We start from the raw sequence: 24,973 nt of genomic DNA, 5'->3' as shown, positions 1-24,973 counted from the left end.
CCCACGTGGGGGTCCGGCCTCGTCGAGGTGCGGGTCAGGCCTTCTTGGCAGCCTTCTTCGCAGTGGACTTCTTGGCGGGGCTCTTCTTGGCTGCCGTCTTCTTGGCAGCGCTGCCCTTCTTCGCCGCGCGGCCGGTTGCCCGCGACGCCGTCGACTTGGCCGGCGACGACTTCTTGGCAGCGGTCTTCTTCGCGCCAGTGGCCGACTTCTTGGCGCCCGTCGACTTCTTGGCGGCGGTCTTCTTCGCGCCGCCAGACGACTTCTTGGCTGTGGACTTCGCCGCGCCGCTGGACTTCTTGGCCGCCGACTTCGCCGCGCCGCTGGACTTCTTGGCCGTGGACTTCGCCGCGCCGCTGGACTTCTTCGCCGCCGACTTCGCCGCGCCCGAAGCCTTCTTGGTCGGTCGGGACGTCGTCGCCGACACGGACGACTTCTTGGCGGCGCCCGCCGCAGCCGACGGTGCGGCGACCACGAGCTTGGGCAGCTTCTTCGCCCCGGAGACGACGTTCTTGAGGTCCTGACCGGCGGTGAACTTCGGGACGTTCTTCTTCTTGGTACGGATCGTCGCCCCGGTCTGCGGGTTGCGGGCGGTGCCCGCCTTGCGGATCTTCCGCTCGAACGAGCCGAACCCGGTGATCGCGACCTTCTCGCCCCGGGCGACCTCCCGGGTGATGGTGTCGAGCACGGAGTCGAGCGCGTGCGCGGCCTGTCTGCGGTTGCCCTCGAACCGCTGGGCCAGCTTGTCGATGAGCTGAGACTTGTTCACGAGCTTCCCTTTCGGTGCCTGCTGTGCCGAGCCGCTGCCCGACTCACGTGCTCTGCACGCTAAAGACTCGTGGCGCGCGTCACAATCGCCACGCCGAGAAAACGCCGAAATTACAGGCTTCTGGTCCCGAAAACGGGTCAGATCGTGGTCGGGAGCCACTCCTGGCGACGTGCCTCGTACGCCGCGATGTCGTCGTCGTGACCCAGGGTGATGTCGATGTCGTCGAGCCCTTGGAGCAGTCGCCAGCGCGTGTAGTCGTCGATGTCGAAGGAGTCCTCGACCGCGTCGACACCCTCGCCGGCACGCACGGCTCGCGCCTCGAGGTCGACGGTCACCTCGGTGCCCGGCTCGGTCTCCAGCAGGTCCCACAACGCCTGCACGACCTTCTCGTCGACCTGCGCGGCGACCAGTCCCGCCTTGCCGGCGTTGCCGCGGAAGATGTCACCGAACCGCGGCGACACAACCGCCCGGAACCCGTAGTTCTGCAGGGCCCACACGGCGTGCTCGCGCGAGGAGCCGGTGCCGAAGTCCGGCCCGGCGACGAGCACCGAGCCGGCGGCGTACGGCTCCTGGTTGAGGACGAAGCCGGGGTCGCCACGCCAGGCGGCGAACAGCCCGTCCTCGAAGCCGGTGCGGGTGACCCGCTTCAGGTAGGACGCCGGGATGATCTGGTCGGTGTCGACGTTGGTGCGCCGCAGCGGGACGCCGATGCCGGTGTGGCTGCTGAACTTCTCCATGGCTGCTCCGATCAGTCGAGGTCGGCCGGCGACGACAGGGTGCCGCGGATCGCGGTCGCGGCCGCGACGGGCACCGACACCAGGTGGGTGCGTCCGCCCACGCCCTGCCGGCCCTCGAAGTTCCGGTTGGAGGTCGACGCACTGCGCTCCTGCGGTGCGAGCTGGTCGGGGTTCATCCCCAGGCACATCGAGCACCCGGCACCGCGCCACTCGCCGCCGGCCTCCTTGAAGACCACGTCGAGCCCCTCCTCCTCGGCCTGCAGCCGGACCCGGACCGAGCCCGGGACCACGAGCAACCGGGTGCCCGGGGCGACGTGCCGACCCCGGACCACCTCGGCCGCGAGCCGCAGGTCCTCGATCCGGCCGTTGGTGCAGGAGCCCACGAAGACGGTGTCGACGGAGATCTCGCGCATCGGCGTGCCGGCCTCGAGTCCCATGTAGGCCAAGGCCTTCTCGGCGGCGACCGCGTCGCCGGCGTCCTCGAAGTCCTCCGGACCCGGGACGACGCCGCCGAGCGGGACGCCCTGTCCGGGGTTCGTGCCCCAGGTGACGAACGGCGTCATGGTCGACGCGTCGAGCACCACCTCGCGGTCGTAGGTCGCGTCGTCGTCGGTGCGCAGACCCAGCCAGTGCTCGACCGCGGCGTCCCAGTCGGCGCCGGACGGCGCTGCCGGGCGGCCCTCCAGGTAGTCGAGGGTGGTCTGGTCGGGGGCGATCATCCCCGCCTTGGCACCCCACTCGATCGACATGTTGCAGACCGTCATCCGCCCCTCCATCGAGAGCTCCTCGATGGCCTGCCCGCGGTACTCGACGACGTAGCCCTGGCCGCCACCGGTGCCGGTGTGGGCGATCAGGGTCAGCACCAGGTCCTTGGCGGTGACGCCCTCGGGCAGGCTGCCGTCGACGGTGACCGCCATCGTCCTCGGCCGGGCCTGCGGCAGCGTCTGGGTCGCCAGCACGTGCTCGACCTCGGAGGTGCCGATCCCGAAGGCCAGCGCCCCGAACGCGCCGTGGGTGCTGGTGTGGCTGTCGCCGCAGACGATGGTCATGCCGGGCTGGGTGAGACCGAGCTGCGGGCCGATAATGTGGACGATCCCCTGCTCGACGTCACCGAGGGGATGCAGCCGGACGCCGAACTCCTCGGCGTTCCGCCGCAGCGTCTCGACCTGGGTGCGGCTCACCGGGTCGGCGATCGGCTTGTCGAGGTCGACCGTCGGGACGTTGTGGTCCTCGGTCGCGAGGGTCAGGTCGGGTCGGCGGACCGCGCGGCCGGCGAGCCGGAGCCCGTCGAACGCCTGGGGCGAGGTGACCTCGTGCACGAGGTGGAGGTCGACGTAGAGGAGGTCGGGCTCCCCCTCGCGCGACCGGACGACGTGTTCGTCCCAGACCTTCTCCGCCAGGGTCCGGCCCATGGCAGCTACCTCCTCCGTCGAGGGTCGTGGTGGTGACCACCACCGTATCGTCTTGCCATCCACAATTCGAGACGGCAGTATTGCCATATGGACAACACCAGCAGCGGAGTCGGCGTCCTCGACAAGGCGGCGCTCGTCCTCACGGCCCTGGAGTCCGGGCCTGCGACCCTCGCCGGCCTGGTCGCCGGCACCGGGCTCGCCCGGCCGACCGCCCACCGGCTCGCCGTCGCCCTCGAGCACCACCGGCTGGTCGCCCGCGACATGCAGGGCCGGTTCGTGCTGGGCCCGCGGCTCGCCGAGCTGTCGGCCGCCGCGGGCGAGGACCGGCTGCTGGCCACGGCCGGACCGGTGCTGGCCCGGCTGCGGGACATCACCGGGGAGTCCGCCCAGCTGTGGCGCCGTCAGGGCGACCACCGGGTGTGCGTGGCCGCCGCCGAGCGTCCCTCGGGACTCCGCGACACCATCCCGGTCGGCACCCAGCTGACCATGAACGCCGGTTCCGCCGCCCAGGTGCTGCTGGCCTGGGAGGACCCCGACCGGATGCAGCGCGGCCTCCAGCACGCCGCCTTCTCCGCTGCGGCCCTCTCGGGCATCCGGCGCCGTGGGTGGGCCCAGTCGGTCGGCGAGCGCGAGCAGGGCGTCGCCTCGGTCTCGGCCCCCGTGCGCTCCCCGGGCGGCAAGATCCTCGCCGCGGTCTCCGTCTCCGGTCCTCTGGAGCGCCTGTCCCGCCAGCCCGGCCGGATGCACGCCCCCGCCGTCCTCGCCGCTGCCGAACGGCTCTCCGAGTCGCTGCGCCGCGCCGCCGCCGCCAGCGAGTAACCCCCTGGGGGCTGGGGCCCGCGATCGTCAGCGGATCGCGCGCAGGACGGCGTCGCGGTCGTAGGCGATTCCGGCGGCGAGGAGGAAGTAGTCGGCGATCGCGTCGTCCTCGAGGCGGTGGGCGTGGCGCAGCCCGCGGGCCATGGTGGCGAGGTACGCCGGCGCGGGCCGGCCGGGCTCGAGCAGGGCCGGGTCGTCGGCGCTGAACGTCACCACCGGGCGCCCGTCGAGCTCGCCGGTGAGGTGGAGCGTCTCGTAGCGGCCCGGGCCGAGGACCTGGCGGCCGGTCGCGAGCACCTCGGCGAGGTCGTGGTCGGCACCCGGCTCCCGCCACATCTCCTGCTCGACGACGTCGGAGAAGGTCCCGGTCGGGAGCAGGTAGGCGGTGCTGAGCACCTCCCCCTCCCCGGTCGGGTCGTGGAACGCGATCGACCCGTCCCACGTCGGCGAGTGCCAGGCGAACACCAGGCGCCCGGGCATCGCGAACGGTCGCGTGTCGAGCGCCGGCCCGCCGGCCCGGGTGCCGGGGTAGGTGCGGGTGGCGCCGGGCGGGCTGCCGCCGAGCAAGTAGCGGCCGAACCGGTCGGGGTCGAGGTTGGAGCCGTAGGCGGCGTACCAGACCGCGTCGTCGGGAACTGTCTCTGCACGGCTTGCCGACGTTTCGAGATGGCTCCATCGTTCCCGCACACGCGCGGGCTCGAGCCGAGCCTCCTCGACCTGACCGCCCGATCCTGGCCTTCGCGGGCTCGGGCCAGGGGCGGTCAGAACAGGGCCTCCTGCTCGAGGTCGAGCAGGAGCCGCTTGCGCTCCAGGCCCCCGGCGTAGCCGATGAGCGTCCCGTTCGAGCCGATCACCCGGTGACACGGCACGACGATCGGGATCGGGTTCTGCCCGTTCGCCAGCCCGACCGCCCGCGAGGCGGCGTTGCTGCGGCCGAGCCGCGCGGCGATCTGGCCGTACGACGCGGTCTCGCCGTACCCGATCAGCCGCAGCTGCTCCCACACCTGCTGCTGCCACGGGCTGCCCTGCGGCAAGAGCGGCAGGTCGAACTCCTTGAGGTCGCGCGCGAAGTACGCGGTCAGCTGCGCGACGGCGCCCGTGAGCACCGGGTGGTCGTCGCCGCGCTCACCGAGCGGGCGGCCGGTGGTGCGGAACGGCTCGAACTCGATCGCGGTGATCGCGCCGTCGTGCTCCACGATCCGGAGCGGACCGACGGGACTGTCGGTGATGGTCCACATGTCATGCCTCCTTGCGAGGTTCGAGGACGTCAAGGGTGTGCCAGAGGTGCATCTGGGCGTAGGAGCGCCACGGTCGCCACTCCTGGGCGAGGGTCGCGGCGACGGCGGGATCCTGGTCGAGGCCGCGCAGCGCGGTCCGGATCCCGAGGTCGGTGGGCAGGAACACGTCGGGGTGCCCGAGCCCGCGCATCGCCACGTAGTCGGCCGTCCACGGTCCGATGCCCGGGAGGTCGAGCAGCCGGCGGCGTACGTCGTCGCGGTCGGTGCCGCGGTCTAGGGCGATCTCGCCGGCGGCGAGCGCGGCAGCCAGGCCGACGATCGCCCAGCCCCGCGACCGGGGCATGGGGAGTCTCTCCGGTTCGGCGGCCGCGAGGGTCGCGGCGTCGGGGAAGACGTGGGTCAGGCCGCCGACCGGCTCGGCGAGCGGCCGGCCGTGCTCCTGCACGATGCGAGCGGTGACGGTGCGCGCACCGGCGACGCTCACCTGCTGGCCGACCACGGTGCGGACGGCGAGCTCGTGGCCGTCGGGGTGACCGGGAACGCGCAGCCCGGGACGGCGTCGGACGAGCGGGCCGATCACGGGGTCGCCGGCGAAGGCGTCGTCGACCGCGACCGGGTCGCAGTCGGCGTCGAGCATCCGGCGCACCCGCTCGACGGCGGCGCCGGTGTCGCGCAGGTCGGCCAGCCGGAACGTCGCCGGAACCAGCGCGGTCCCGTCGTGGCCGTGGAGGTCGTCGAGCTCGAGCCGGACGGTGCCGGGCCCGTGAGGGAGGTCGAGGGTCCGTGAGTACCACCCCGGGCCGGCGTCCTCGACGCCCGCGACGACGTGGGCGGCGAGGAACGCGTGGAGGGCGCGGCCGGCGAACGGTGTCCGGACCGCGAGCCGCATCCGCATCTCGCCGGTGGCGGTGCGGTGGCCGCGACGGCCACGCAGCTCGGTCGGCGTCGCGGCGTAGACCTCGCGGACGGTGTCGTTGAACTGCCGGACGCTGGCGAAGCCCGCGGCGAACGCGATGTCGGCATAGGTGAGCTCGGTGGTCTCGATGAGCACCCGGGCGGTCTGCGCCCGCCGGGCCCGGGCCAGCGCCAGCGGCCCGGCGCCGAGCTCGGCGGTCAGGATCCGGCCGAGGTGGCGCCGGGTGTAGCCCACCCGGGCGGCCAGCCCCTCGACGCCGTCGCGGTCGACCACGCCGTCGGCGATCAGCCGCATCGCCCGGCCGGCGACGTCGGCGGCGACGTCCCAGTCGGGGCTGCCGGGCGTCGCGTCGGGCAGGCAGCGCTTGCAGGCGCGGTAGCCCGCAGCCTGGGCCGCGGCGGCGCTCGGGTGGAAGGTGACGTTGGCGTACGCCGGGGTGCGGGCGGGGCACGAGGGCCGGCAGTAGATCCCGGTGGTCCGCACCGCCGTGTAGAAGACGCCGTCGAACCGGCGGTCCCGCGCCTTCACGGCGCGGTAGCAGGACTCCGGATCCAGCCGCGGGGTCGGTGTCATGACCCCCATCCTGCCTCACTCCACCGGCAGGCTCTCGCGGGAATCGGACACGACCCCCGGCGGTCCGTACGGCACCGTCGAGGCGACGCAGAGCGCGGCCGTCAACGAGCCGCCGAGCAGCGCCGTGCCGACCCCGCGGCGGCTGGAGAGCGGACCGGCCATCGAGCCCATCGCGGTGACGGTCGCGACCCCGGCGGTGGCCAGGGACGCGGTGGCGACCCGCGTCCGCCTCCACCCGCGGTGCGACAGCGCGTGCCCGCCGGCGACCGCCGTGACCGCGACGATCAGTGCACCGCTGCCCTGGCCGTCGGTGACGAGGGAGCGGGCGGTCCGAGGGTCGAGCAGGGCGACCGCGAACACGCCGGGCGCGAGCACCAGTGCCCGCGGGGTGCCACGCCCGGAGGCACGCAGCGCCGACGCCCAGCCGAGCAGGCCACCGAGCGCGGCACCGGGCGCGAGCACCAGCACCGGCGTACGCCAGCTGAACGTCGAGGCGGGGCCCACGAGCAGCGCCATCCACCCGCGCAGCGCACCTGCCCAGGCCAGGCCGGCCGCCGTACCGACCAGCACGTGCCGTCGCAGCCTCATCACACGTTCCTCTCCCCGTCACCAAGGAGAGTCCGCTACCGCGGCCTGGTCAAGACCTGTTCGGGCGTCACCACCTGGCATGCTGCGGACGGCTGGGGGCGCGGGCCCACCTGCAGGAGGACCCAGCATGGCACGCTGGACCGCGAGCTCCCCTCCGGCCCGACTGGTGCCCTCCGGGAGCGGAAGGCGTACGAGACCACCTACCCCCGGAGCGGACGACGCGGATGGTGGGCCGTGCCGCGTCAGGAGGCGCTGCCGGCGTCGGCCTCGCGGACGCGCCGAGGACGCGTCCGGGCGTCGCCCGGGCGCTGGTCGTGCCCACCCCACGTCTCGTGGCGCCGTCCGAGGACCATGCCGTCGGTCCGAGTGCCGAGGATCGAGGTGTTGCTCTCGTCGCTGAGGATCGAGCAGTTGCTGCGTCGGCTCAGGATCGAGCAGTTGCTCTGCGAGGAGAGCATCGACATCACCGACATCAGTCCGCCCAGGGAGCCGACCGAGAGCGCCGACCCGATCGACCCGATCGAGGCGAACGAGCCGATGCTGCCGATGGAGAGGACCGACCCGTCGGAACAGATCGACAGGAACGAGTTGCGGGAGCGCCACGACAGCACGCCTCCAGCGTATCCGTGCGTGTCCGGTCCGGCGAGGCGTCCGCCGAGTCGTGGTCCCGGGGTTTCGAGGCTCGGGCCTGGCGGCCCTCACACCTCAACCTCCGGCGGCACCCCCCGCCAAGGCGAAGCGCGTCGAACCCGGTCAGGCACCAGCAGACCCGCAGTGACGGCCCTGCTCACAGACCCGGGGTTTCGAGGCTCGGGCCTGGCGGCCCTCACACCTCAACCTCCGGCGGCACCCCCCCGCCAAGGCGAAGCGCGTCGAAACCCGGTCAGGCACCAGCAGACCCGCAGTGACGGCCCTGCCCACGGACCCGGGGTTTCGGGGCTCGGGCCTGGCTGCTCTCACACCTCAACCTCCGGGACGCGAAAGCGCCCCGGGCCGGGAGGACCGAGGCGCTGGGTGTGGTGGTACCCCCGACCGGATTCGAACCGGCGCTACCGCCTTGAGAGGGCGGCGTGCTAGGCCGCTACACAACGGGGGCCTTGCTGCCTGGGCAGCGATCCGAAACCCTAGCGAAGTCGCTGGATTCAGACCAAATCCCGGGCCTCCGCGCGATCGCTCTGGGCGGGAGATCCCGGACTTCGCTGGGATACTAGGACTCGAACCTAGACTAACTGGACCAGAACCAGTCGTGCTGCCAATTACACCATATCCCAAGGGTGACAAGGGTTCTGGAACCCTCGTCGGTGGCCCTGGCGGACCGAGGGTAGACCTTACACGCGGGTTTCAGGGGCGGCCAAAACGGCCGGGTCGGTGCGCCGCTTGATCCCCATGGCGCGCGCCACCCACCACGCCAGGCCGAGGTAGACCAGCGACTGGGTGAGCGTGACGGGGATGCTCCACCAGGTGCCGCCGGTGGGGTTCAGGGCCGAGCCCATGTCGCCGTACGCGAGGGCGGCGCCGAACGCGAGCCAGTTGTTGAGCACGTGCATCGCGATGCCCGCCTCGAGCCCGCCGGTGACGACCACGAGCGTCGCGGCGACGATGCCGAAGGCGAACCGGTCGAAGAAGATCGGGATGTCCTGGCCGGCGCCGTGGGCGAGGGCGAACAGGAACGACGAGAGCACGACGGCGAACACCGGGTGGCGCAGCCACGGCGCCTTGAGCCCCTCGCCCAGCTGGCCGAAGATTCCGCCGAAGGCCTGCAGGAGGTAGCCGCGGAAGGCGTACTCCTCGGCGGCCGCCTGCAGCGGCGTGAGCAGCAGCACCACGAGCACGAAGTCGCGGATCTCGGGGGTGAACTCGTTCAGCTTCCCGGTCACGTCCCCGGCGGCGCCGACGGTCGGCAGCAGGGACGCGACGAGGACGGTGGCGAGCAGGGCGACGAACGACAGCCCGAAGCAGGCGAGCAGGTAGCCCCAGCGCAGCCGCGGCCGGATCGACGACAGCCAGCGCGGGCGGAGCCCGTGCAGCCACCGCACCAGCACCCACGTGAGCGGGATCAGCCCGGCCAGGGACAGGTTGAGGTAGGCCAGCGACGCGGGGGTCGGGTCGGTGAGGTCGACGAGGGTGCTGATCGAGCTCGGGACGTCGGCGCCGGTGGCGACGTAGTAGATGACGAACGGCACCATCATGATCAGCGGCAGCACCAACACCATGCCGATGCCGAGGCAGACGATGCCGATCAGCCCCCGCCACCAGGTGCCGTGCCAGCCGGCCCGCAGCAGCAGGTGGTAGGGCACGCCGTCCCGGCCCGCGGCTTCCGCCGGGGGTGCCGCCGGCGGGGCGGCGCCGTACGGCGTGGTGGGGGTGTACGGCGGCACCACCGGCGGGCCCTGCGGGGCCGGCCACGAGGAGGCGGTCGGTGGCGGCCCGAAGGGGCGCTCGCGGGGCGGCGGCCAGGGGCCCGGTTGCTGGGGGTTGCGGGGCGGCCCCGGCGGGAACGGCGGCTGGGTCACTGGAGGGCTCCGGACAGCCGGGCCAGCGACCGGTCGCGACCCAGCAGCTCGAGGGACTCGAACAGCGGTGGGGAGACCTTGCGGCCGGTGACCGCGACCCGCACCGGGCCGAAGGCGTGCCGGGGCTTGAGCCCGAGCCCGTCGACCAGTGCGCCGCGCAGCGCCTCCTCGATCTCGCAGGTCGACCAGTGACCGAGCCCGGCGAGGGCGTCGTGCGCGGCCTTGACGACCTCGCGGCCGGCGTCGTCGACCTGCTCGTGCCGGACCAGGTGGTCCTCGTCGACGAACAGGAAGCCGAGCATGTCGACGGCCTCGGTCAGCTTGTTCATCCGCTCGGCGACCAGCGGCATCGCCAGCTCGAGGAGCTGGGCGTCGGAGTCGTGGACGGGGTCGCCGACGACCCCGGCGGCCTTCAGGTGGGGCAGCACCCGGTGGGTGAGGTCGTCGAGGGTCAGCATCCGCATGTGGTCGGCGTTGAGCGCCTCGGCCTTCTTGAGGTCGAAGCGCGCCGGGTTGGGGTTGACGTCCGCGATCTCGAACGCCTCGACCATCTCGACGAGGGTGAAGACGTCGCGGTCGGGGGCGATCGCCCAGCCGAGCAGGGCGAGGTAGTTGAGCAGCCCCTCGGGCAGGAACCCGGCGTCGCGGTAGTGGAACAGGTGGGCCTGCGGGTCCCGCTTCGACAGCTTCTTGTTGCCCTCCCCCATCACGAACGGCAGGTGGCCGAACTCCGGCACCACCGAGGAGATGCCGAGCTCGACGAGCGCGCGGTGGAGCGGGATCTGCCGCGGCGTGCTGGAGAGCAGGTCCTCGCCGCGCAGCACGTGGGTGATCTCCATCAGCGCGTCGTCGACCGGGTTGACCAGCGTGTAGAGCGGGTCGCCGTTGGCCCGGCAGAGTGCGAAGTCGGGGACGTGCTCGGTCTCGAAGCTGATCTCGCCCCGGACCAGGTCGTGCCAGGTGACCTGGCCGTCGGGCATCCGGAACCGGACGACGGGCGCGCGCCCCTGCTCGCGGAACGCGGCCACCTGCTCGTCGGTGAGCTCGCGGCAGTGGCCGTCGTACCCCTGCACCTTGGAGCCGGACGCCTTGCGGCGCTCGGTGACCTCCTCGGTCGTGCAGTAGCAGTCGTAGGTGAACTTCGACTCGGCCAGCCGGGCGAGCACGTCGCGGTAGAGGTCGCCACGCTCGGACTGCCGGTAGGGGCCGTGCGGGCCGCCGACGCCGGGGCCCTCGTCCCAGTCGAGGCCGAGCCACCGCATCGCCTCGACCATCGCGTCGAGCGACTCCTGGGTCGAGCGCTTCTTGTCGGTGTCCTCGATGCGGAAGACGAAGGTGCCGCGGTGGTGGCGGGCGAAGGCCCAGTTGAACAGCGCGGTCCGCGCAAAGCCGACGTGGGGCGAACCGGTCGGGGACGGGCAGAACCGGACGCGCACGGACGTGTCGGCGGGGGTGCTCACTTCTTGGCCACCTTGTTGGTCAGGACGCCCAGCCCGTCGATCGACACCTCGACCTCGTCGCCGACCTGCATCGGGCCGACGCCCTCGGGCGTGCCGGTGAGGATGACGTCGCCGGGGAGCAGGGTCATCACGCTGGAGATCTTCTCGATGAGGGTCGGGACGTCGAACACCATGTCGCGGGTGTTGCCGTCCTGCTTGAGGTCACCCTCGAGATGGGTCTGCACGCCGACCCCGTCGATGAAGTGCTGGGGGTCGAGGTCGGTCTCGATCCAGGGTCCGAGCGGGCAGAAGGAGTCGAAGCCCTTGGCGCGGGTGAACTGCACGTCGGAGCGCTGCAGGTCACGTGCGGTCACGTCGTTGGCGATGGTGTAGCCGAAGATCACGTCGGTCGCCTGCGACGCCGGGACGTCGCGGCAGATCCGGCCGATGACGACGGCGAGCTCGCCCTCGTAGTGGAGCTCCTCGGTCTGCTTCGGGTACTGGATCGGGTCGCCGGGGCCGATCACGCTGGTGTTGGGCTTGAGGAACAGCAGCGGCTCGTCCGGGACGTCGTGGTCGAGCTCAGCGGCGTGCGCGGCGTAGTTGCGGCCGACGCCGATCACCTTGCTGCGGGGCAGCACCGGGGCGAGCAGCCGGACGTCGGAGAGCTTGTGCTCCTCGCTGGTCGCCTTGACGCCGGCGTACAGCGGGTCGCCCGCGAGCGTGACGACGACCGCGTCGTCGGACGCCTGGCCGAACTCGTCGAGCTCGCCGGTGACCACGCCGTAGAGCGGGTCGTCCCCTGTGGTGAACCTTGCGATGCGCACGGGGGCGAGCCTATCGAGCGGGATCCACCTCCCTCGCCGCGGCCACGGCTGCGCGGAGAGCGGTCATGGTCCGGGCGACGTCGTCGTCGGTCGTCGACCAGTTGCTGACCGACACCCGCAGCACCGCGCGGTCCCGCCAGCGGGAGCCGGTGGTCCAGGCCGTGCCGTCGGCGAGCATCCGGGCGACGACGTCCACGGTGGTCGCGTCGTCGCCGAAGGAGGCGCACACCTGCGTGTAGACCACGTCGTTGAGCACGTGGGCGCCGTCGATCGCCGCGATCCCGTCCGCGAAGGTCCGGGCGTGCCCGGCCAGCCGCTCGATCAGCTCGGCGACCCCGCGCCGCCCGAGCGAGCGGAGCACCGCCCAGACGGTGGCACCGCGGTTGCGCCGGCTCAGCTCGGGGACCTTCTCGAAGGGGTCGCCGGCGGCGTCGCGGATCAGGTACTCGCCGTGCATCGACATCGACGTCCGCAGCGCGACCGGGTCCTTCACGATCACCAGGCCGCAGTCGTAGGGGACGTTCAGCGTCTTGTGCGCGTCGGTCGCCCACGAGTCGGCGGCCTCGAACCCCGCGATCAGGTGGCGGTACGCCGGCGACGCGGCGGCGAACAGCCCGAAGGCGCCGTCCACGTGGACCCACGCACCATGGGCGTGGGCGACCTCGATGGCCTCGGCCATCGGGTCGAACGCCCCCGAGTGGACGTTGCCGGCCTGGAGGGACACCACGGTCGGCCGGTCGCCGCCCTCCTCCAGCGCACGGCGCAGCGCCGCGACGTCGATCCGGCCCTGGTCGTCCGCGGCCACGGTCTCGGGGGCGCCGAGGCCGAGGTAGCGCAGCACCAGGTCGACCGAGTCGTGCCGCTCCTCCCCCACCAGGACCCGCACCCCCGGCGACCCGACCAGACCCCGCTCGGCGACGTCCCACCCGGCCCGGGCCAGGACGGTGTCGCGCCCGGCGGCGAGGCCGGTGAAGTTCGCCATGGTGCCGCCCGTGACGAAGCCGACGGCGCAGCCCGGCGGCAGGCCGAGCAGGTCCACCACCCACGCCTCGGCGATGTCCTCCATGGCGGTGGCCGCGGGAGTCAGGAACCGCAGCCCGGCGTTCTGGTCCCAGGCGCTGGTGAGCCAGTCCGCGGCGAGCGCGGCGGGATGGGTCCCCCCGATCACGAAGCCGAAGAACCGGCCCGACGGGATCGCGACCAGTCCCGGCTCGCTCGCCGTGGCCAGCAGCTCCACCACGTCGCGCGGGTCGGTGGGCCCGTCCGGCAGCTCGCGGCCGAGCCGGTCCGCCACCTGCGCGGCGACCTCGCGGGCCGGGACGGCGCGCGTGTCGAGCGAGGCCAGCCAGCCCAGCGCGTGTGCGTGCGCTCCCTCCAGGGCTCCCACGACGTCGTCGTGCACGGGGACATCCTCGTACCCTCGTGGCGTGCCCGTCGAGTCCCTGCCGTCCGCGGTGTGGCGTGCGCGTGCGGGGGCGCACGCCGCGCGGCTGGCGCCGTACGTCGAGCCGCACCTCGCCCGACGGCGACGCGGCGAGACCCACCCGGTGCACGACTTCCTCTTCTCCTACTACTCCCAGCGGCCGGCGCAGCTGGTGCGCTGGCACCCCGGCTTCGGCGTACGGCTGCTCGACGCCCCGGCGTACGACGGCCTGAAGGGGTACGCCGGCGGCACGGTCACCCGCGACCACCTCGAGTCGCAGCGACCGCTGCTGCGGGCGACCCACCGGCTGCTGACCGCCACCGCGGCACGACCCGCCCACACCGGCTGCTTCGGGCTGCACGAGTGGGCGATGGTCTACCGCGCTGGCGACACCCGACACCCCCAGCCGCTCCGGCTCGGCGGCAGGGGCACCGACACCGTCGTCGAGTCGCACCGGATCACCTGCTCCCACTTCGACGCGTTCCGGTTCTTCACCGACGACGCCCGGCCGCGCAACACGCTTTCCCCAGGTCGCGACGACCGCCCCGACTTCGAGCAGCCGGGCTGCCTGCACGCCGGGATGGACCTCTACAAGCACGCGTTCCGGCTCACCCCGCTCGTCGCCTCCGACCTGGTCGCCGACTGCTTCGAGCTCGCCTGGGACATCCGGGTGCTCGACATGCGGGCGGCGCCGTACGACATGACCGGCGTGACCCTCGACCCGACCGGCGAGCCCTGGACGCCCGTCCGGATCGAGACCGCCGTCGGCAAACGGGAGTACGCCGCCGCCCAGGCGGGGTTCGCCGAGCGCGGGGCGCCGCTGCGGGCGCGGCTGGTCGAGGAGTGCCAGCGGCTGCTGGCGGTGTGAGGAACCTCGCTCCGCGGGCAGCAGGCTTGCGCACCGGTCGACGACCGTGAATAAGGTAAGGCTTACCTAATCGCCTCTCTCGGAAGGTCGACCGGTGAGCACGCCCCCTCCCCTGCACCACCTGTTCCACCCCGCCCACGCCGCGGCGTACGCCGACGCGATGCACGCCGGCGTCGACCGGCTCACCGAGGCGCTCGTCGGCGCGACCCGACCGGCGACCGGCCGCAGCCCGGAGGCCGCGGAGCGGCTGGTCCGGCGGATCGACCTCGACCGCCCGCTCGGCGACGCCAACGAGGCGCTCGCCGAGATGGGCCGGATCTGGCTCGACGACGCGGTCTGGTTCCACGACCCGGGCTACGCCGCCCACCTCAACTGCCCGGTGGTGCTGCCCGCGGTGCTGGCCGAGCTCTTCGTCTCCGGGGTGAACCCCTCGCTCGACACCTTCGACCAGAGCGTCGGCGGCACCTTCGTGGAGCGGCACCTCGTCGACTGGACGGCCGGTCGGGTCGGGCTCGGGCCGGACGCGGACGGCGTGTTCACCAGCGGCGGCACCCAGTCGAACCTGCAGGCGCTGCTGCTGGCGCGGGAGGTCGCCCGCGAGCACCACCCCGGCCTGGACGCCGGCCGGATGCGGATCGTCGCCTCGCAGGAGGCCCACTTCAGCGTGCAGACCTCGGCCCGGCTGCTCGGGCTGGACGACGACGCGGTCGTCGGCGTGGCGACCGACCACCACCGGCGGATGGACCCGGACGCGCTCGCCACCGCGCTCGCCCGGATCGTCGCGGCCGGCGACGTCCCCGTCGCGGTCGTCGCCACCGCCGGGACGACCGACTTCGGCGCCATCGATCCGTTGCCGGCCGTCGCCGGGCTGTGCCGGTCGTTCGGCACCTGGCTGCACGTCGACGCGGCGTACGGCGGTGGGCTGCTCGCCTCGCAGCGGCTGAGGCCGCGGCTGGCGGGGATCGAGCGCGCCGACTCGGTGACCGTGGACTTCCACAAGACGTGGTTCCAGCCGGTGTCCTGCAGCGCCCTCGTGGTCCGCGACCGACGCCGGCTGCGGCACGTCACCTGGCGCGCCGACTACCTCAACCCGCGGGTGAGCCACGGGACGCAGCCGCCGCACCAGGTCGACAAGAGCCTGCAGACGACCCGCCGGTTCGACGCACTCAAGCTCTGGATGACGCTCCGCGTGATGGGCGCGGACGTGGTCGGCTCCTACGTCGAGCACGTCGTCGACCTGGCCCGGGAGGTCGGTGACCTGCTCGCCGACCACCCCGACCTCGAGCTGGCGGCTCGCCCCCAGCTGAGCACGGTGGTGTTCCGGCACCGCCGGGGCGCGCCTGCGGACGAGGTGCGCGCGCGTCTCTACGACGGAGGGACGGCACTCGTCGCCGCGACCACGGTCGACGGGGAGCGCTGGCTGAAGCTGACCCTGCTCAACCCGGCGGCCGAGCTGGGCGACGTCCGGCGCCTCCTCGACCGGGTGGCGGCCGAGGGCGACGACCTGCTCGACGAGGACGAGGCGGTGGCCTCGTGACCGGGGAGGTCCGTGACTTCCTCGGCGTCGGTCTCGGCCCGTTCAACCTGGGTCTGGCCTGCCTGACCGATCCCCTCGACGAGCTCGACGGCCTGTTCCTCGAGGCCCGCCAGGAGCTCGCCTGGCACCCCGGGATGCTGCTCGACGACGCGACGCTGCAGGTGCCGTTCCTCGCCGACCTGGTGTCGATGGCCGACCCGACGTCCCGCTTCTCCTTCCTCAACCACCTCAAGGAGACCGGCAACCTCTACCCGTTCTACATCCGCGAGTCGTTCTACCCGCTCCGGCGCGAGTACGACCAGTACTGCCGGTGGGCGGCCGACCGGCTCCGCTCGGTGCGGTTCGGCCGGGCAGTCGACCGCGTCGAGCACGACGGGACGGCGTACGTCGTCACCGACGCGACCGGGGAGCGGCACTGGACCCGCCGGCTGGTGCTCGGCACCGGCACCACGCCGAAGGTCCCGGACTGCGTCGACCACCTGCTCACCGACGGCGGGCCGGCGCTGCACTCCTCGGACTACCTGCACCGCAAGGACGAGCTGCTCGGCCTCGACTCGATCGCCGTCGTCGGCAGCGGCCAGAGCGCCGCGGAGATCTACCGCGACCTGCTGCTGGAGAGCCGGGACCGGGGCTACGCGCTCACCTGGCTGACCCGGAGCCCGCGCTTCTTCCCGATGGAGTACACCAAGCTGACCCTCGAGATGACCTCGCCGGAGTACTCGGCGTACTTCCACGACCTGCCGGAGCGGACCCGCGACCGACTGCTGCGCGAGCAGCGGTCGCTCTACAAGGGCATCAGCGGCGACCTGGTCGACGAGATCTTCGACCTCCACTACCAGCTGCGGGTGAGCGGAGAGCTCCCGCCGGTCACGCTGCTCACCAACACGGCGGTCACCGAGGGCCGGTGGGACGGCGCCGCGCACGACCTGTCGCTCCACCACACCGAGACCGGCGAGGCCTTCGGCCTGCGGGCCCAGGGGGTCGTGATGGCGACCGGGTACGGCGCCCGGGTGCCGTCGTTCCTCGACGGGGTGCGCGACCGGATCGCGTGGGACGCGCGGGGCCGGTACGCCGTCGCCCCCGGCTACACCATCGACCACGCGGGCTCCGAGATCTACGTGCAGAACGCGGAGGAGCACACCCACGGGCTGGTCGCCCCCGACCTCGGCATGGGCGCGCACCGCAACTCGGTGATCATCGCCTCGATGCTCGGCCGCGACGTCTACCCGGTCGAGAAGCAGATCGCGGTCCAGTCGTTCGGGGTCCCCGACCACCTCCGGGAGGTGCCGGGGACGTGAACGGCACCACCCTGGAGCCGGTCGACGTCGAGCGGGACGCGCGGCTGCTGCACGCCTGGGTCACCCACCCGCGCTCGGTCTTCTGGCAGATGTCGGAGGCGAGCGTCGCGGACGTCGCGCGGGAGTACCGGCTGATCGCCGGGGCCGCCCACCACGACGCGTGGCTGGGCCGGGTGGGCGGGGAACCGGCGTTCCTCGCCGAGACCTACGACCCCGCCCACTCCGAGCTGGCCGGACTGCCCGAGCTGCGGCCCGGCGACCTCGGGATGCACGTCCTGGTGGCGCCCGGCGACCGCCCGTTGCCCGGGTTCACCCGACGGGTGTTCCACGCCGTGATGGAGCACTGCTTCGCCGACCCCGCGGTGACCCGGGTCGTGGTCGAGCCCGACGTCCGCAACGAGCGGATCGCCGTCCTCAACGCCGAGGCCGGCTTCGTGGTCGCCCGCGTCGTCCCGCTCGCCGGCAAGGACGCCGCCCTGTCCTTCTGCACCCGGACCGCCTTCGAGCGGTCCCCACTGGCCGAGGAGGTCGCATGACTCCGGACACCGCCCACCTGACCCCCGACCTGCTGGAGCGCTCGCAGCGTCACCTGCTCGCCAAGGCGCTCGGCGAGCTCGCCCACGAGCGGCTGGTCTCCCCCGAGCCCGCCGGGCGTGGCCGGTGGCGGGTGACCAGCCCCGACGGCGGGACCGTCCACGAGTTCACGGCCCGCCGGTTCCCGCTCGACCACTGGCTGGTCGACCCGGCCACCGTCGAACGGCGGGTCAAGGACGAGCCGGCGCCGCCGGAGGTCCAGGCGTTCGTCGCGGCGCACTCCGCGGCGCTCGGCATCCCGGACGCGTTGCTGCCCGCCTACCTCGAGGAGCTGGCGAGCACGCTCGCGTCGGGCATGTGGAAGCGCCGCCACTCCGTCGCGTCGGCGGCGACCCTGGCCGGGGCCGACCACCAGACGGTCGAGTCCGGGATGACCGAGGGACACCCGGCGTTCCTCGCCAACAACGGCCGGATCGGGCTCGACCTCGGCGACTACACGGCGTACGCGCCGGAGGCCGGTCCGTCGGTGCGGCTGCTGTGGCTGGCGGCGCGACGGTCGAGGACCCACCTCGCGCTGGGCGCCGGGCTCACCGAGGAGTCGCTGTACGCCGGGGAGCTCGACGCGGGACAGCGGGCGGCGTTCGACGACACCCTGCGCGAGCGCGGGCTCGACCCGGCCGACTACCTGCTGCTCCCCGTCCACCCGTGGCAGTTCCGCCACCACGTGGCCGTGACCTTCGCCCCGGACGTCGCGCGCGGCGACCTGGTGCCGCTCGGCGAGACCACCGACGACTACCGGCCGCAGCAGTCGATCCGGACCTTCGCCAACACCAGCCGCCCGGACCGCCACTACGTGAAGACCGCGCTCGCGATCCAGAACATGGGCTTCGTGCGCGGCCTCTCGCCGGCGTACATGGAGGCGACCCCGGCGATCAACGACTGGGTGGCGGCGCTGGTCGAGCGCGACGAGACGCTGCGCGCCTGCGGCTTCTCGGTGCTGCGGGAGCGGGCGGCGATCGGCTACACGGGCGACGCCTACCACGCGCTGGACGTGCCCTCGCCGTACCGCAAGATGCTGGCCGCGCTGTGGCGCGAGCCCCCCGCTCCCCGGGTGGGCGACGGCGAGCGGCTGATGACGATGGCCGCGCTGCTCCACCGGGACGCCGACGGCGTGTCGCTGGTCTCGCAGCTGGTCGAGCGGTCCGGGCTCGCTCCGGTGACCTGGGTCCGCGGCTACCTGCGGGCCTACGTCCGCCCGATCGTGCACTGCCTGCTGGCCCACGACCTCGCGTTCATGCCGCACGGCGAGAACCTGGTGCTGGTGCTCCGGGACGACGCCGTCGCCCGCGTGGTGATGAAGGACATCGGCGAGGAGGTGTGCGTGATGTCGGCGGCGCGTCCGGTCCCCGCGGACGTCGAGCGGGTCCGGCAGGAGATCGAGCCCGACGTCCGGGCGCTGGCGCTGCACACCGACGTGTTCGACGGGGTGCTGCGGTTCCTCGCGGCGATCCTCGACCAGGACGGGCTGCTCGACGCGCAGTCGTTCTGGGAGGAGGTGGCGGCCGTGGTCGAGCAGCACCGGTCCGACCACCCGGAGCTCGCCGAGGCGGCGTCGGCGTACGACCTGCAGCGGGCGGAGTTCCGCCACAGCTGCCTCAACCGCCTGCAGCTGCGCAACACCCGGCAGATGGTCGACCTGTCCGACCAGGCGGAGTCGCTGATGTACGCCGGCACGCTGACGAACCCGATCGCGCGTGCCACAGTGGACCCATGAGGCTGCTCGGAGCCCTGCTGCTGGTCATCGCGCTGACGACGGGGGCGCCCCCCGCGGCGGCCGACCCGCGCTGGGAGTTCTACACCGACGACACCACCCGCTACGGCTCGCCCTGGTTCCACGGCCGGCACCGGATCATGATCCCGTTCGGCTGCACCCGGGCGCCGTACTACTCTCCCGACCCGCGGTGCCGGAGGAACCGGGGCTTCCACCACGGCATCGACCTCGCGATGAAGTGCGGTACCCCGCTGACGGCGGGCCGCCGGGGCTGGGTGGTCGGCACCCAGGGCCTGGGTCCGGCGTACGGCAGCAAGGTGCTGCGGATCCGCAACTTCACCCACGACTGGGACGTCGTCATCGGCCACGCCCGCCGGGTGCTCGTCGAGCCCGGCGACCGGGTGCTCGCCGGGCAGCGGATCGCCCGGGCCGGGGCCAACGCCGCCCCCGACGGCTGCCACCTGCACTTCGAGAAGCGGGCGATCCGGGGCGGCCTCTCCACCGCCGGCCGCCCGCGTCCGCTGCTCGACCTCCGGGCCCGTCGGTGACCGCACCTAGGGTGGAGGCGTGTCCGACGAGCGCGTCCTCCGCAACTTCCTGACCGACGACGGGCGACTGCCCACCCTGCCGTCCAAGCGCGCCAAGATGCTGGTCGTCCTCGACCACCTCGCGCAGTCTTTCGAGCCCGGGCGCGTCTACGCCGAGGGCGAGGTGAACGAGATCCTGCAGCGCTTCCACCCCGACCACGCCGCCCTGCGCCGCTACCTCGTCGACGACCTGTTCCTCACCCGCGAGGCAGGCCGCTACTGGCGCAGCGGCGGGACTGTTGATGTCTGAGGGCGCTGACGGGCGTGAGTTCCGCGACGAGGACTGGTACGGCGAGGAGCTGGGCGCCGCCCGGTTCACCGACTGCACCTTCACCGATGTCGACCTCACCGAGGCCTCGACGTCGGGCGCGATGTTCGAGGGCTGCCGGTTCGCGGGGTGCCGCCTCAACTCCTCGGTCCACCGGGCGACGGCGTTCGTGGCCTGCGAGTTCGTCCGCACCAGCTTCTTCGACGCGACCCTGGAGGGCTGCAAGATGTCCGGATCGGTGTTCGTGGATTGCACGATGCGGCCGATGACCGTGACCGGCGGCCAGTGGGGCGGTGTGGTCGTGCGGGGCGCGAAGCTGGCCCGGCTCGACCTGACCGGGGTCGACCTGCGCGAGGCCGACCTGTCGCTCTCCGACCTGTCGGAGTCGGTGCTCCGCGACTGCCGGCTCGACGGGGCCCACCTGCGCGACACCGACCTCGGCGGAGCCGACCTGCGCGGCGCCTCCCTCGACCGGGTCGACCTGTCGGCGGCGCGCCTGCGCCGTACCCGGCTCGACCTGCCCGGCGCGGTGCTGCTGGCGGAGCTGCACGGCGCCGACGTCGACGTCAGCCCCTGACCGTGGACAGCTGGACGCCGAAATCACCATGGATCGGCCTGCGCCGATGACTTCTGCGTCCAGCTATCGCGTCACGCGGGCGCGCAGGCCGGCGAGCACCAGGTCGAGGCCGGTCGCGAAGTCGGCGGAGAGGTCGGTCTCCGGGTCGGTGTCGATGGCGCCGGCGCTGCCGGCCTGCCGGTGGGTCTGCTCGTCCGTCGCGTGCCCCAGCACGAAGTGGAGCAGGGTCCGGGCCGCCGCCGCCGCGAGCTCGTCGGGCACGCCGCCGCCGACCAGCACCGCCACCAGCTCGTCGTACGGCGCCCGGGCGCCGAGCCCGAAGGCACGTGCGGTCGCGACCACCTCGGCACCGTCGGTCCAGGCCAGGCAGGAGTCACGCAACGTGCGGCAGGCGGCGCGGGCCCGGTCGTCCCACTCCCCCGCAGGCACCGCCCGGGCGCCCCGCGCCAGGATCTTGTCGGCCACCGCGGCCAGCAGCACCTGCTTGCTCGGGAAGTGGTGGTAGAGCGCACTGGGCTGCAGCCCCAGCTCGGAGCCGAGGCGGCGCATGGTGAGGTCGGCGAGGCCGTGGTCGTCGAGGACCCGGAGGGCCCGGTCGACGACGTCGTCGCGGCGGTGGCGCACGTGATGCTCCCCTCGGTCCCCGGCGTTGACCCCGATCGGCGCCCACCCTAACCTGAACGCCGTTCAGTTCACTTCGAGAAGGACCCACCATGAGCGCCCGCCGCACCAGCACCGACCTCGCCCTGATCGCGGGCTTCGCGGCCCTCGTCGCCGCGTGCGCGCTGCTGCCGGCCATCCAGGTGGGGGCGGGCCTGGTGCCGATCACCCTGCAGACCTTCGCGGTGCTGCTGGCCGGCGCCGTGCTCGGCGCGCGGCGTGGCTTCTTCGCCGTGCTGCTCTACGTTGCGGCCGGGGCCGCTGGTCTGCCCGTCTTCTCCGGCGGCGCCGCCGGTCTCGCCGTCCTCGCGGGCCCGACCGGCGGCTACCTCCTCGGCTTCCCGCTCGCTGCGGGCTTCTGCGGCTTCCTGGTCGAGCGGCTCCCCCGCGACAAGGTCGCCACCAGCGTGCCCCTGATCTTCCTCGCCGGGCTCGTCAGCAGCGCGCTGTTCATCCACACCCTCGGCATGGCCGGGCTGGTGCTGCGGGCCGACCTCACCTGGGGCGAGGCCTTCGACATCGACAAGGTGTTCTGGATCGGCGACGCGCTCAAGAACCTGGCGATGGCCGTCGTCGCGACCGCCGTCCACCGAGCCTTCCCCGACCTGCTCCCCCCGCGCTCCCGCTCCCCGCGGCAGGGCGAACCCGCGCCCGCGTGAGCCGGATCGAGCTCCACGACGTCACGGTCCGCTTCCCCACCTCCCACGGGGACGTCGCGGTCCTCGAGCCGACGACGCTGACCCTCACCGAGCAGCGGGTCACCTTGGTCGGCGCCAACGGTTCCGGCAAGTCCACCCTGGCGCGGCTGGTCAACGGCCTGGTGACCCCCACGACCGGCCGGGTGCTGGTCGACGGCCTGGACGTCGCCCGCGACGGCGCCGCCGTACGGCGACGGGTGGCGTTCTGCTTCACCGACCCGGCCGCGCAGCTGGTGATGCCGACCGTCGCCGAGGACGTCGCCCTCTCGCTGCGCCGGTCCCACCCGGACCGTGCCGAGCGGCGGGAGGCGGCGGTGGCGGTGCTGGAGCGCTACGGCCTCGCCGACCTCGCCGACCGGAGCGTGCACACGCTGTCGGGCGGCCAGCGGCAGCTGCTCGCGCTCGCCGGGGTGCTCGCGACCGGTCCCGACGTGTTGGTGGCCGACGAGCCGACCACGCTCCTCGACCTGCGCAACACCCGGGAGGTCGCCGACCTGCTCTTCGCGCTCCCCCAGCAGCTGCTCCTGGTCACCCACGACCTGGACCTCGCCCAGCGCTGCGAGCGGGCGCTGCTGGTGGAGGCGGGCAAGGTGGTCGCCGACGGGCCACCGGCCGAGGTGGTCGACACCTACCGGAGCCGGACATGAATCACCCCATTCGAATGCTCGCTTCGCTCCGCTTCGAACAGGGACCCCGAAGATGAGCCTCCTCGGCCTGCACCAGCCCGGGACCACGTGGCTGCACCGGCTCCCCGCCTCGGCCAAGCTGCTCGGCCTGCTCGTGGCCAGCGTGGTGGTCGTGGTGCTGCGCGGCCCGGTGAGCGCCGTGGTCGGGCTCGCGGCCGCGGTGGTCCTCGCGGCGTGGTCGGGCGCCGGCGTACGACGGCTGCTGCGGTCGCTGCGGGTGCTGCTGCTGACGGCGGCGCTGCTGCTCGCCTACACCGCCGGGCAGCGCGGCTGGGAGCGGGCCGTCGAGGTGACCGCCGACCTGCTGGCGCTGGTGCTGCTGGCGACGGTCGTGACGGTGACGACGCCGGTCGACGAGGTGCTCGACGCGGTCACCCGCGGGCTCGGACCGCTTCGGCGCGTGGGCGTGGACCCCGAACGGGTCGCGCTGGCGTTCTCGTTGATGATCCGGGCGGTGCCCACGACCGTCGACCTCGCCGTCGAGACCCGCGACGCCGCCCGCGCCCGCGGGCTCGAGCGCGACCCGCGCGCCCGCCTGGTCCCGCTGGTCATCCGGTCGGTCGCCCACGCCCGCGCCACCGGCGAGGCCCTCGACGCCCGCGGGATCGGCGACTGAGCGGCCTCAGGGCTGGATCGGCTCCCAGGCGGGGTGGCACCCGTCGCCGGCACACAGCGCGAGCTGGAGGGCTCGCTGCCTCGCCTGCTGCAGCACGCCGGCGTAGCCGGGCTCGTCGACGAGGTTGTGCAGCTCGTCGGGGTCGGCGTCCCGGTCGTAGAGCTCCTCGAACGCGGCGGTGTCCGGGCCGGCGGGGTCGGGATAGCGCGCATAGGTCCAGCGCCTGTCGCGGTAACCGCGGTAGAGCCAGCCGCGGTCATCGGGCTGCACGGCCAGCCGACGGTCACCCTCGGGGTCGAGGTCGGCGCCGGTCTGCAGAATCGACGCCATCCGCCCGGTCGGCTCGCCGCGGAACGCCGGCACCAGCGACACCCCGTCGAGCGGGTGCGGCGCCGCCGCTCCCGCGACGTCCACGATGGTGCGACTGAGGTCTGCCGAGGTCGCCGGCTGGCCGGTGTGCGCACCGGCGCGGACCCCGGGTCCACGCACGAGCAGCGGGACCCGCACCGACCCCTCGTACGGCAGTCGCTTGCCGACGTAACGGTGCTGCCCGAGCAGGTACCCGTTGTCGGAGGTGAAGACCAGCATCGTGCGGCCGAGCTCGTCGCGCCGCCGCAGCGTCCTCACGGTGTCCGCCACGGACCGGTCGACGGACCGCAGTGCCTCGATCCGGCGCTGGAACTGCCGGTCGACCTCACGGGGAGCGACCGAGGACAGCTTCCGGAGGAAGGGCGGCTTGGTCGCGTCGTTGGCGTGGTTGAACGACGGCAGCGACCGTGTGGGCGCGGGGGTTCCGGCGAGGTCGCCGCGGTCGCGGGCGGCCGGGATGGGCGGACCCCAGCAGCGGGACCTGCACTGGTTGTCCCGCGAGGTGTGCGGCCCGACGTGGGACACCCACAGGAAGAAGGGGTCGCGGTCGTGGCGGTCGAAGCGACGGATCACTCGCTCGGCACCACGCTGCAGGTGCGTCGTGACGTACCCGTCGCGGACCCGCGACAGTCGCCCGTTGTCCCAGGTCGTGAAGGAGCGGTAGGAGTAGACCCCGGCCACCAGCGCGTCGAGCACGTCCCACCCGCGTTCGGAGTCGGCCTCCCCGGCCCGGAACCCGTTGAGGTGCTTGCCGAGGAAGGCCGTGCGATAGCCGGCGTCCTGCAGCCACTCGGGCAGGCGGGAGCCCCGGGGCAGCGCGGCGTACCCGCCGCGGGACCCGCCGTTGGACCACACACCGTTGTTGTGCGACTCCTGGCCGGTGAGCAGCGTGGCCCGCGCCGGGCAGCACATCGGGTTCGGCGAGAGCCCGTCGTCGAACGTGGTGCCGGCGCGGCCGATCAGCCGACGCGTGCGGGGCATGTAGCGCAGGTCGCTCGCCGCCATGTCGTCGGTCATGATCATCACGACGTTCGGCCGGCCCGCGCGACGGGCCGCCGACGGGGCGGCCGCCGCCGCGGACGCGACGACGGTCGACGTGGGCGCCGCGGCCTGGCTCACCGTCGCCGGGGACAACGCCCCGGCGAGGAGCAGGAACAGGGCGACGAGGAGTCGTGAGGTCACAGGGGCATCCGAGAGGGACGGGGGACAGGGCGCCTGCAGCGTACGTGATCAGTGGGGCGTGTGTGACTTCC

The 24,973-nt window shown here is 73.2% G+C and carries 26 protein-coding genes and 2 tRNA genes; 12 read left to right on the top strand and 16 right to left on the bottom strand.

Features of this window, described 5'->3' with window-relative positions:
* Positions 1-34: 34 nt before the first annotated feature.
* The 3 genes from ACQ1X7_RS14500 to leuC all read right to left on the bottom strand — a co-directional run bounded on the left by ACQ1X7_RS14500 (position 35) and on the right by leuC (position 2,915).
* Positions 35-766 carry an HU family DNA-binding protein gene (locus ACQ1X7_RS14500; protein WP_432478923.1) on the bottom strand — a complete coding sequence of 244 codons (732 nt, stop codon included), beginning with the start codon at positions 764-766 and terminating at the stop codon, positions 35-37.
* A gap of 137 nt (positions 767-903) precedes the next feature.
* Positions 904-1,503: a 3-isopropylmalate dehydratase small subunit gene (gene leuD, locus ACQ1X7_RS14495; protein WP_432478922.1), complete on the bottom strand. Its 600-nt coding sequence runs from the start codon at positions 1,501-1,503 to the stop codon at positions 904-906.
* An 11-nt stretch (positions 1,504-1,514) separates the two neighbouring features.
* Positions 1,515-2,915: a 3-isopropylmalate dehydratase large subunit gene (gene leuC / locus ACQ1X7_RS14490; RefSeq protein WP_432478921.1), complete on the bottom strand. Its 1,401-nt coding sequence runs from the start codon at positions 2,913-2,915 to the stop codon at positions 1,515-1,517.
* Positions 2,916-3,002: 87 nt separating this feature from the next.
* Here leuC and ACQ1X7_RS14485 point away from each other — a divergent pair, with 87 nt between their 5' ends.
* Entirely contained in the window at positions 3,003-3,734 is a 732-nt protein-coding gene (locus tag ACQ1X7_RS14485) for an IclR family transcriptional regulator (protein ID WP_432478920.1), read from the top strand.
* A gap of 27 nt (positions 3,735-3,761) precedes the next feature.
* On the opposite strand, the gene ACQ1X7_RS14480 is transcribed toward ACQ1X7_RS14485, so the two are convergent.
* From ACQ1X7_RS14480 to ACQ1X7_RS14430, 11 genes are all read right to left on the bottom strand, one after another.
* Positions 3,762-4,421 carry a histone deacetylase gene (locus ACQ1X7_RS14480; RefSeq protein ID WP_432478919.1) on the bottom strand — a complete coding sequence of 220 codons (660 nt, stop codon included), beginning with the start codon at positions 4,419-4,421 and terminating at the stop codon, positions 3,762-3,764.
* A gap of 74 nt (positions 4,422-4,495) precedes the next feature.
* A complete protein-coding gene (locus ACQ1X7_RS14475; protein ID WP_432478918.1) occupies positions 4,496-4,972 on the bottom strand; it encodes a methylated-DNA--[protein]-cysteine S-methyltransferase in 477 nt (158 codons plus the stop codon).
* A gap of 1 nt (position 4,973) precedes the next feature.
* The gene (locus ACQ1X7_RS14470; protein ID WP_432478917.1) at positions 4,974-6,461 is read right to left on the bottom strand and encodes an AlkA N-terminal domain-containing protein; all 1,488 of its coding nucleotides are present in this window, start codon (positions 6,459-6,461) and stop codon (positions 4,974-4,976) included.
* A gap of 15 nt (positions 6,462-6,476) precedes the next feature.
* Positions 6,477-7,049, bottom strand: a complete 573-nt coding sequence (locus ACQ1X7_RS14465; protein ID WP_432478916.1) for a hypothetical protein — start codon at positions 7,047-7,049, stop codon at positions 6,477-6,479.
* 242 nt (positions 7,050-7,291) lie between these two features.
* Positions 7,292-7,660, bottom strand: a complete 369-nt coding sequence (locus tag ACQ1X7_RS14460) for a hypothetical protein (RefSeq protein ID WP_432478915.1) — start codon at positions 7,658-7,660, stop codon at positions 7,292-7,294.
* Between the two features lie 409 nt (positions 7,661-8,069).
* A tRNA-Glu gene (locus ACQ1X7_RS14455) sits at positions 8,070-8,145 on the bottom strand.
* A 103-nt stretch (positions 8,146-8,248) separates the two neighbouring features.
* Positions 8,249-8,320, bottom strand: a tRNA-Gln gene (locus ACQ1X7_RS14450).
* A 57-nt stretch (positions 8,321-8,377) separates the two neighbouring features.
* Positions 8,378-9,562: a CPBP family intramembrane glutamic endopeptidase gene (locus ACQ1X7_RS14445; RefSeq protein ID WP_432478914.1), complete on the bottom strand. Its 1,185-nt coding sequence runs from the start codon at positions 9,560-9,562 to the stop codon at positions 8,378-8,380.
* The gene (gene gltX / locus ACQ1X7_RS14440) at positions 9,559-11,022 is read right to left on the bottom strand and encodes a glutamate--tRNA ligase (RefSeq protein WP_432478913.1); all 1,464 of its coding nucleotides are present in this window, start codon (positions 11,020-11,022) and stop codon (positions 9,559-9,561) included. The genes ACQ1X7_RS14445 and gltX overlap by 4 nt, the downstream gene beginning before the upstream one ends.
* On the bottom strand, positions 11,019-11,828 hold the full coding sequence (locus ACQ1X7_RS14435) for a fumarylacetoacetate hydrolase family protein (protein ID WP_432478912.1): 810 nt from the start codon (positions 11,826-11,828) through the stop codon (positions 11,019-11,021). Before ACQ1X7_RS14435 ends, gltX begins: the two co-directional genes overlap by 4 nt.
* Positions 11,829-11,838: 10 nt before the next feature.
* Positions 11,839-13,230, bottom strand: a complete 1,392-nt coding sequence (locus tag ACQ1X7_RS14430) for a pyridoxal phosphate-dependent decarboxylase family protein (RefSeq protein ID WP_432478911.1) — start codon at positions 13,228-13,230, stop codon at positions 11,839-11,841.
* A 25-nt stretch (positions 13,231-13,255) separates the two neighbouring features.
* Between ACQ1X7_RS14430 and ACQ1X7_RS14425 the strand changes: the two genes are divergently transcribed.
* The 8 genes from ACQ1X7_RS14425 to ACQ1X7_RS14390 all read left to right on the top strand — a co-directional run bounded on the left by ACQ1X7_RS14425 (position 13,256) and on the right by ACQ1X7_RS14390 (position 20,691).
* Entirely contained in the window at positions 13,256-14,119 is an 864-nt protein-coding gene (locus tag ACQ1X7_RS14425; RefSeq protein ID WP_432478910.1) for a 3-methyladenine DNA glycosylase, read from the top strand.
* A 94-nt stretch (positions 14,120-14,213) separates the two neighbouring features.
* Complete coding sequence (locus ACQ1X7_RS14420) at positions 14,214-15,656, top strand: pyridoxal phosphate-dependent decarboxylase family protein (RefSeq protein ID WP_432478909.1); 1,443 nt, start codon at positions 14,214-14,216, stop codon at positions 15,654-15,656.
* The gene (locus tag ACQ1X7_RS14415) at positions 15,653-16,954 is read left to right on the top strand and encodes a lysine N(6)-hydroxylase/L-ornithine N(5)-oxygenase family protein (RefSeq protein ID WP_432478908.1); all 1,302 of its coding nucleotides are present in this window, start codon (positions 15,653-15,655) and stop codon (positions 16,952-16,954) included. The genes ACQ1X7_RS14420 and ACQ1X7_RS14415 overlap by 4 nt, the downstream gene beginning before the upstream one ends.
* Positions 16,951-17,490, top strand: a complete 540-nt coding sequence (locus ACQ1X7_RS14410; protein WP_432478907.1) for a GNAT family N-acetyltransferase — start codon at positions 16,951-16,953, stop codon at positions 17,488-17,490. The genes ACQ1X7_RS14415 and ACQ1X7_RS14410 overlap by 4 nt, the downstream gene beginning before the upstream one ends.
* A complete protein-coding gene (locus ACQ1X7_RS14405) occupies positions 17,487-19,262 on the top strand; it encodes an IucA/IucC family protein (RefSeq protein ID WP_432478906.1) in 1,776 nt (591 codons plus the stop codon). The genes ACQ1X7_RS14410 and ACQ1X7_RS14405 overlap by 4 nt, the downstream gene beginning before the upstream one ends.
* On the top strand, positions 19,259-19,807 hold the full coding sequence (locus ACQ1X7_RS14400; RefSeq protein ID WP_432478905.1) for a M23 family metallopeptidase: 549 nt from the start codon (positions 19,259-19,261) through the stop codon (positions 19,805-19,807). Before ACQ1X7_RS14405 ends, ACQ1X7_RS14400 begins: the two co-directional genes overlap by 4 nt.
* A gap of 19 nt (positions 19,808-19,826) precedes the next feature.
* Positions 19,827-20,096: a DUF2087 domain-containing protein gene (locus ACQ1X7_RS14395; protein WP_432478904.1), complete on the top strand. Its 270-nt coding sequence runs from the start codon at positions 19,827-19,829 to the stop codon at positions 20,094-20,096.
* The gene (locus ACQ1X7_RS14390; RefSeq protein WP_432478903.1) at positions 20,089-20,691 is read left to right on the top strand and encodes a pentapeptide repeat-containing protein; all 603 of its coding nucleotides are present in this window, start codon (positions 20,089-20,091) and stop codon (positions 20,689-20,691) included. Before ACQ1X7_RS14395 ends, ACQ1X7_RS14390 begins: the two co-directional genes overlap by 8 nt.
* Positions 20,692-20,754: 63 nt before the next feature.
* On the opposite strand, the gene ACQ1X7_RS14385 is transcribed toward ACQ1X7_RS14390, so the two are convergent.
* Positions 20,755-21,315, bottom strand: coding sequence for a TetR/AcrR family transcriptional regulator C-terminal domain-containing protein (locus ACQ1X7_RS14385; RefSeq protein ID WP_432478902.1), 561 nt, complete (start codon positions 21,313-21,315; stop codon positions 20,755-20,757).
* Positions 21,316-21,404: 89 nt separating this feature from the next.
* On the opposite strand from ACQ1X7_RS14385, the gene ACQ1X7_RS14380 reads away from it, so the two are divergent.
* Genes ACQ1X7_RS14380 through ACQ1X7_RS14370 form a run of 3 tightly spaced genes read left to right on the top strand, consistent with a single transcriptional unit; the run spans position 21,405 to position 23,351 of the window.
* Entirely contained in the window at positions 21,405-22,010 is a 606-nt protein-coding gene (locus ACQ1X7_RS14380; RefSeq protein ID WP_432478901.1) for a biotin transporter BioY, read from the top strand.
* Entirely contained in the window at positions 22,007-22,696 is a 690-nt protein-coding gene (locus ACQ1X7_RS14375; protein ID WP_432478900.1) for an energy-coupling factor ABC transporter ATP-binding protein, read from the top strand. Before ACQ1X7_RS14380 ends, ACQ1X7_RS14375 begins: the two co-directional genes overlap by 4 nt.
* A 52-nt stretch (positions 22,697-22,748) precedes the next feature.
* Positions 22,749-23,351 carry an energy-coupling factor transporter transmembrane component T gene (locus ACQ1X7_RS14370; RefSeq protein ID WP_432478899.1) on the top strand — a complete coding sequence of 201 codons (603 nt, stop codon included), beginning with the start codon at positions 22,749-22,751 and terminating at the stop codon, positions 23,349-23,351.
* 6 nt (positions 23,352-23,357) lie between these two features.
* Here ACQ1X7_RS14370 and ACQ1X7_RS14365 read toward each other — a convergent pair whose 3' ends face one another.
* Positions 23,358-24,902: a sulfatase family protein gene (locus ACQ1X7_RS14365; protein ID WP_432478898.1), complete on the bottom strand. Its 1,545-nt coding sequence runs from the start codon at positions 24,900-24,902 to the stop codon at positions 23,358-23,360.
* Between the last annotated feature and the right edge of the window lie 71 nt (positions 24,903-24,973).

The organism is Nocardioides sp. GXQ0305, from assembly GCF_050880345.1.
GTDB lineage: Bacteria > Actinomycetota > Actinomycetes > Propionibacteriales > Nocardioidaceae > Nocardioides.
Note: the sequence above shows the minus strand (reverse complement) of the source record. Positions and strands in the feature narration are given on the sequence as shown.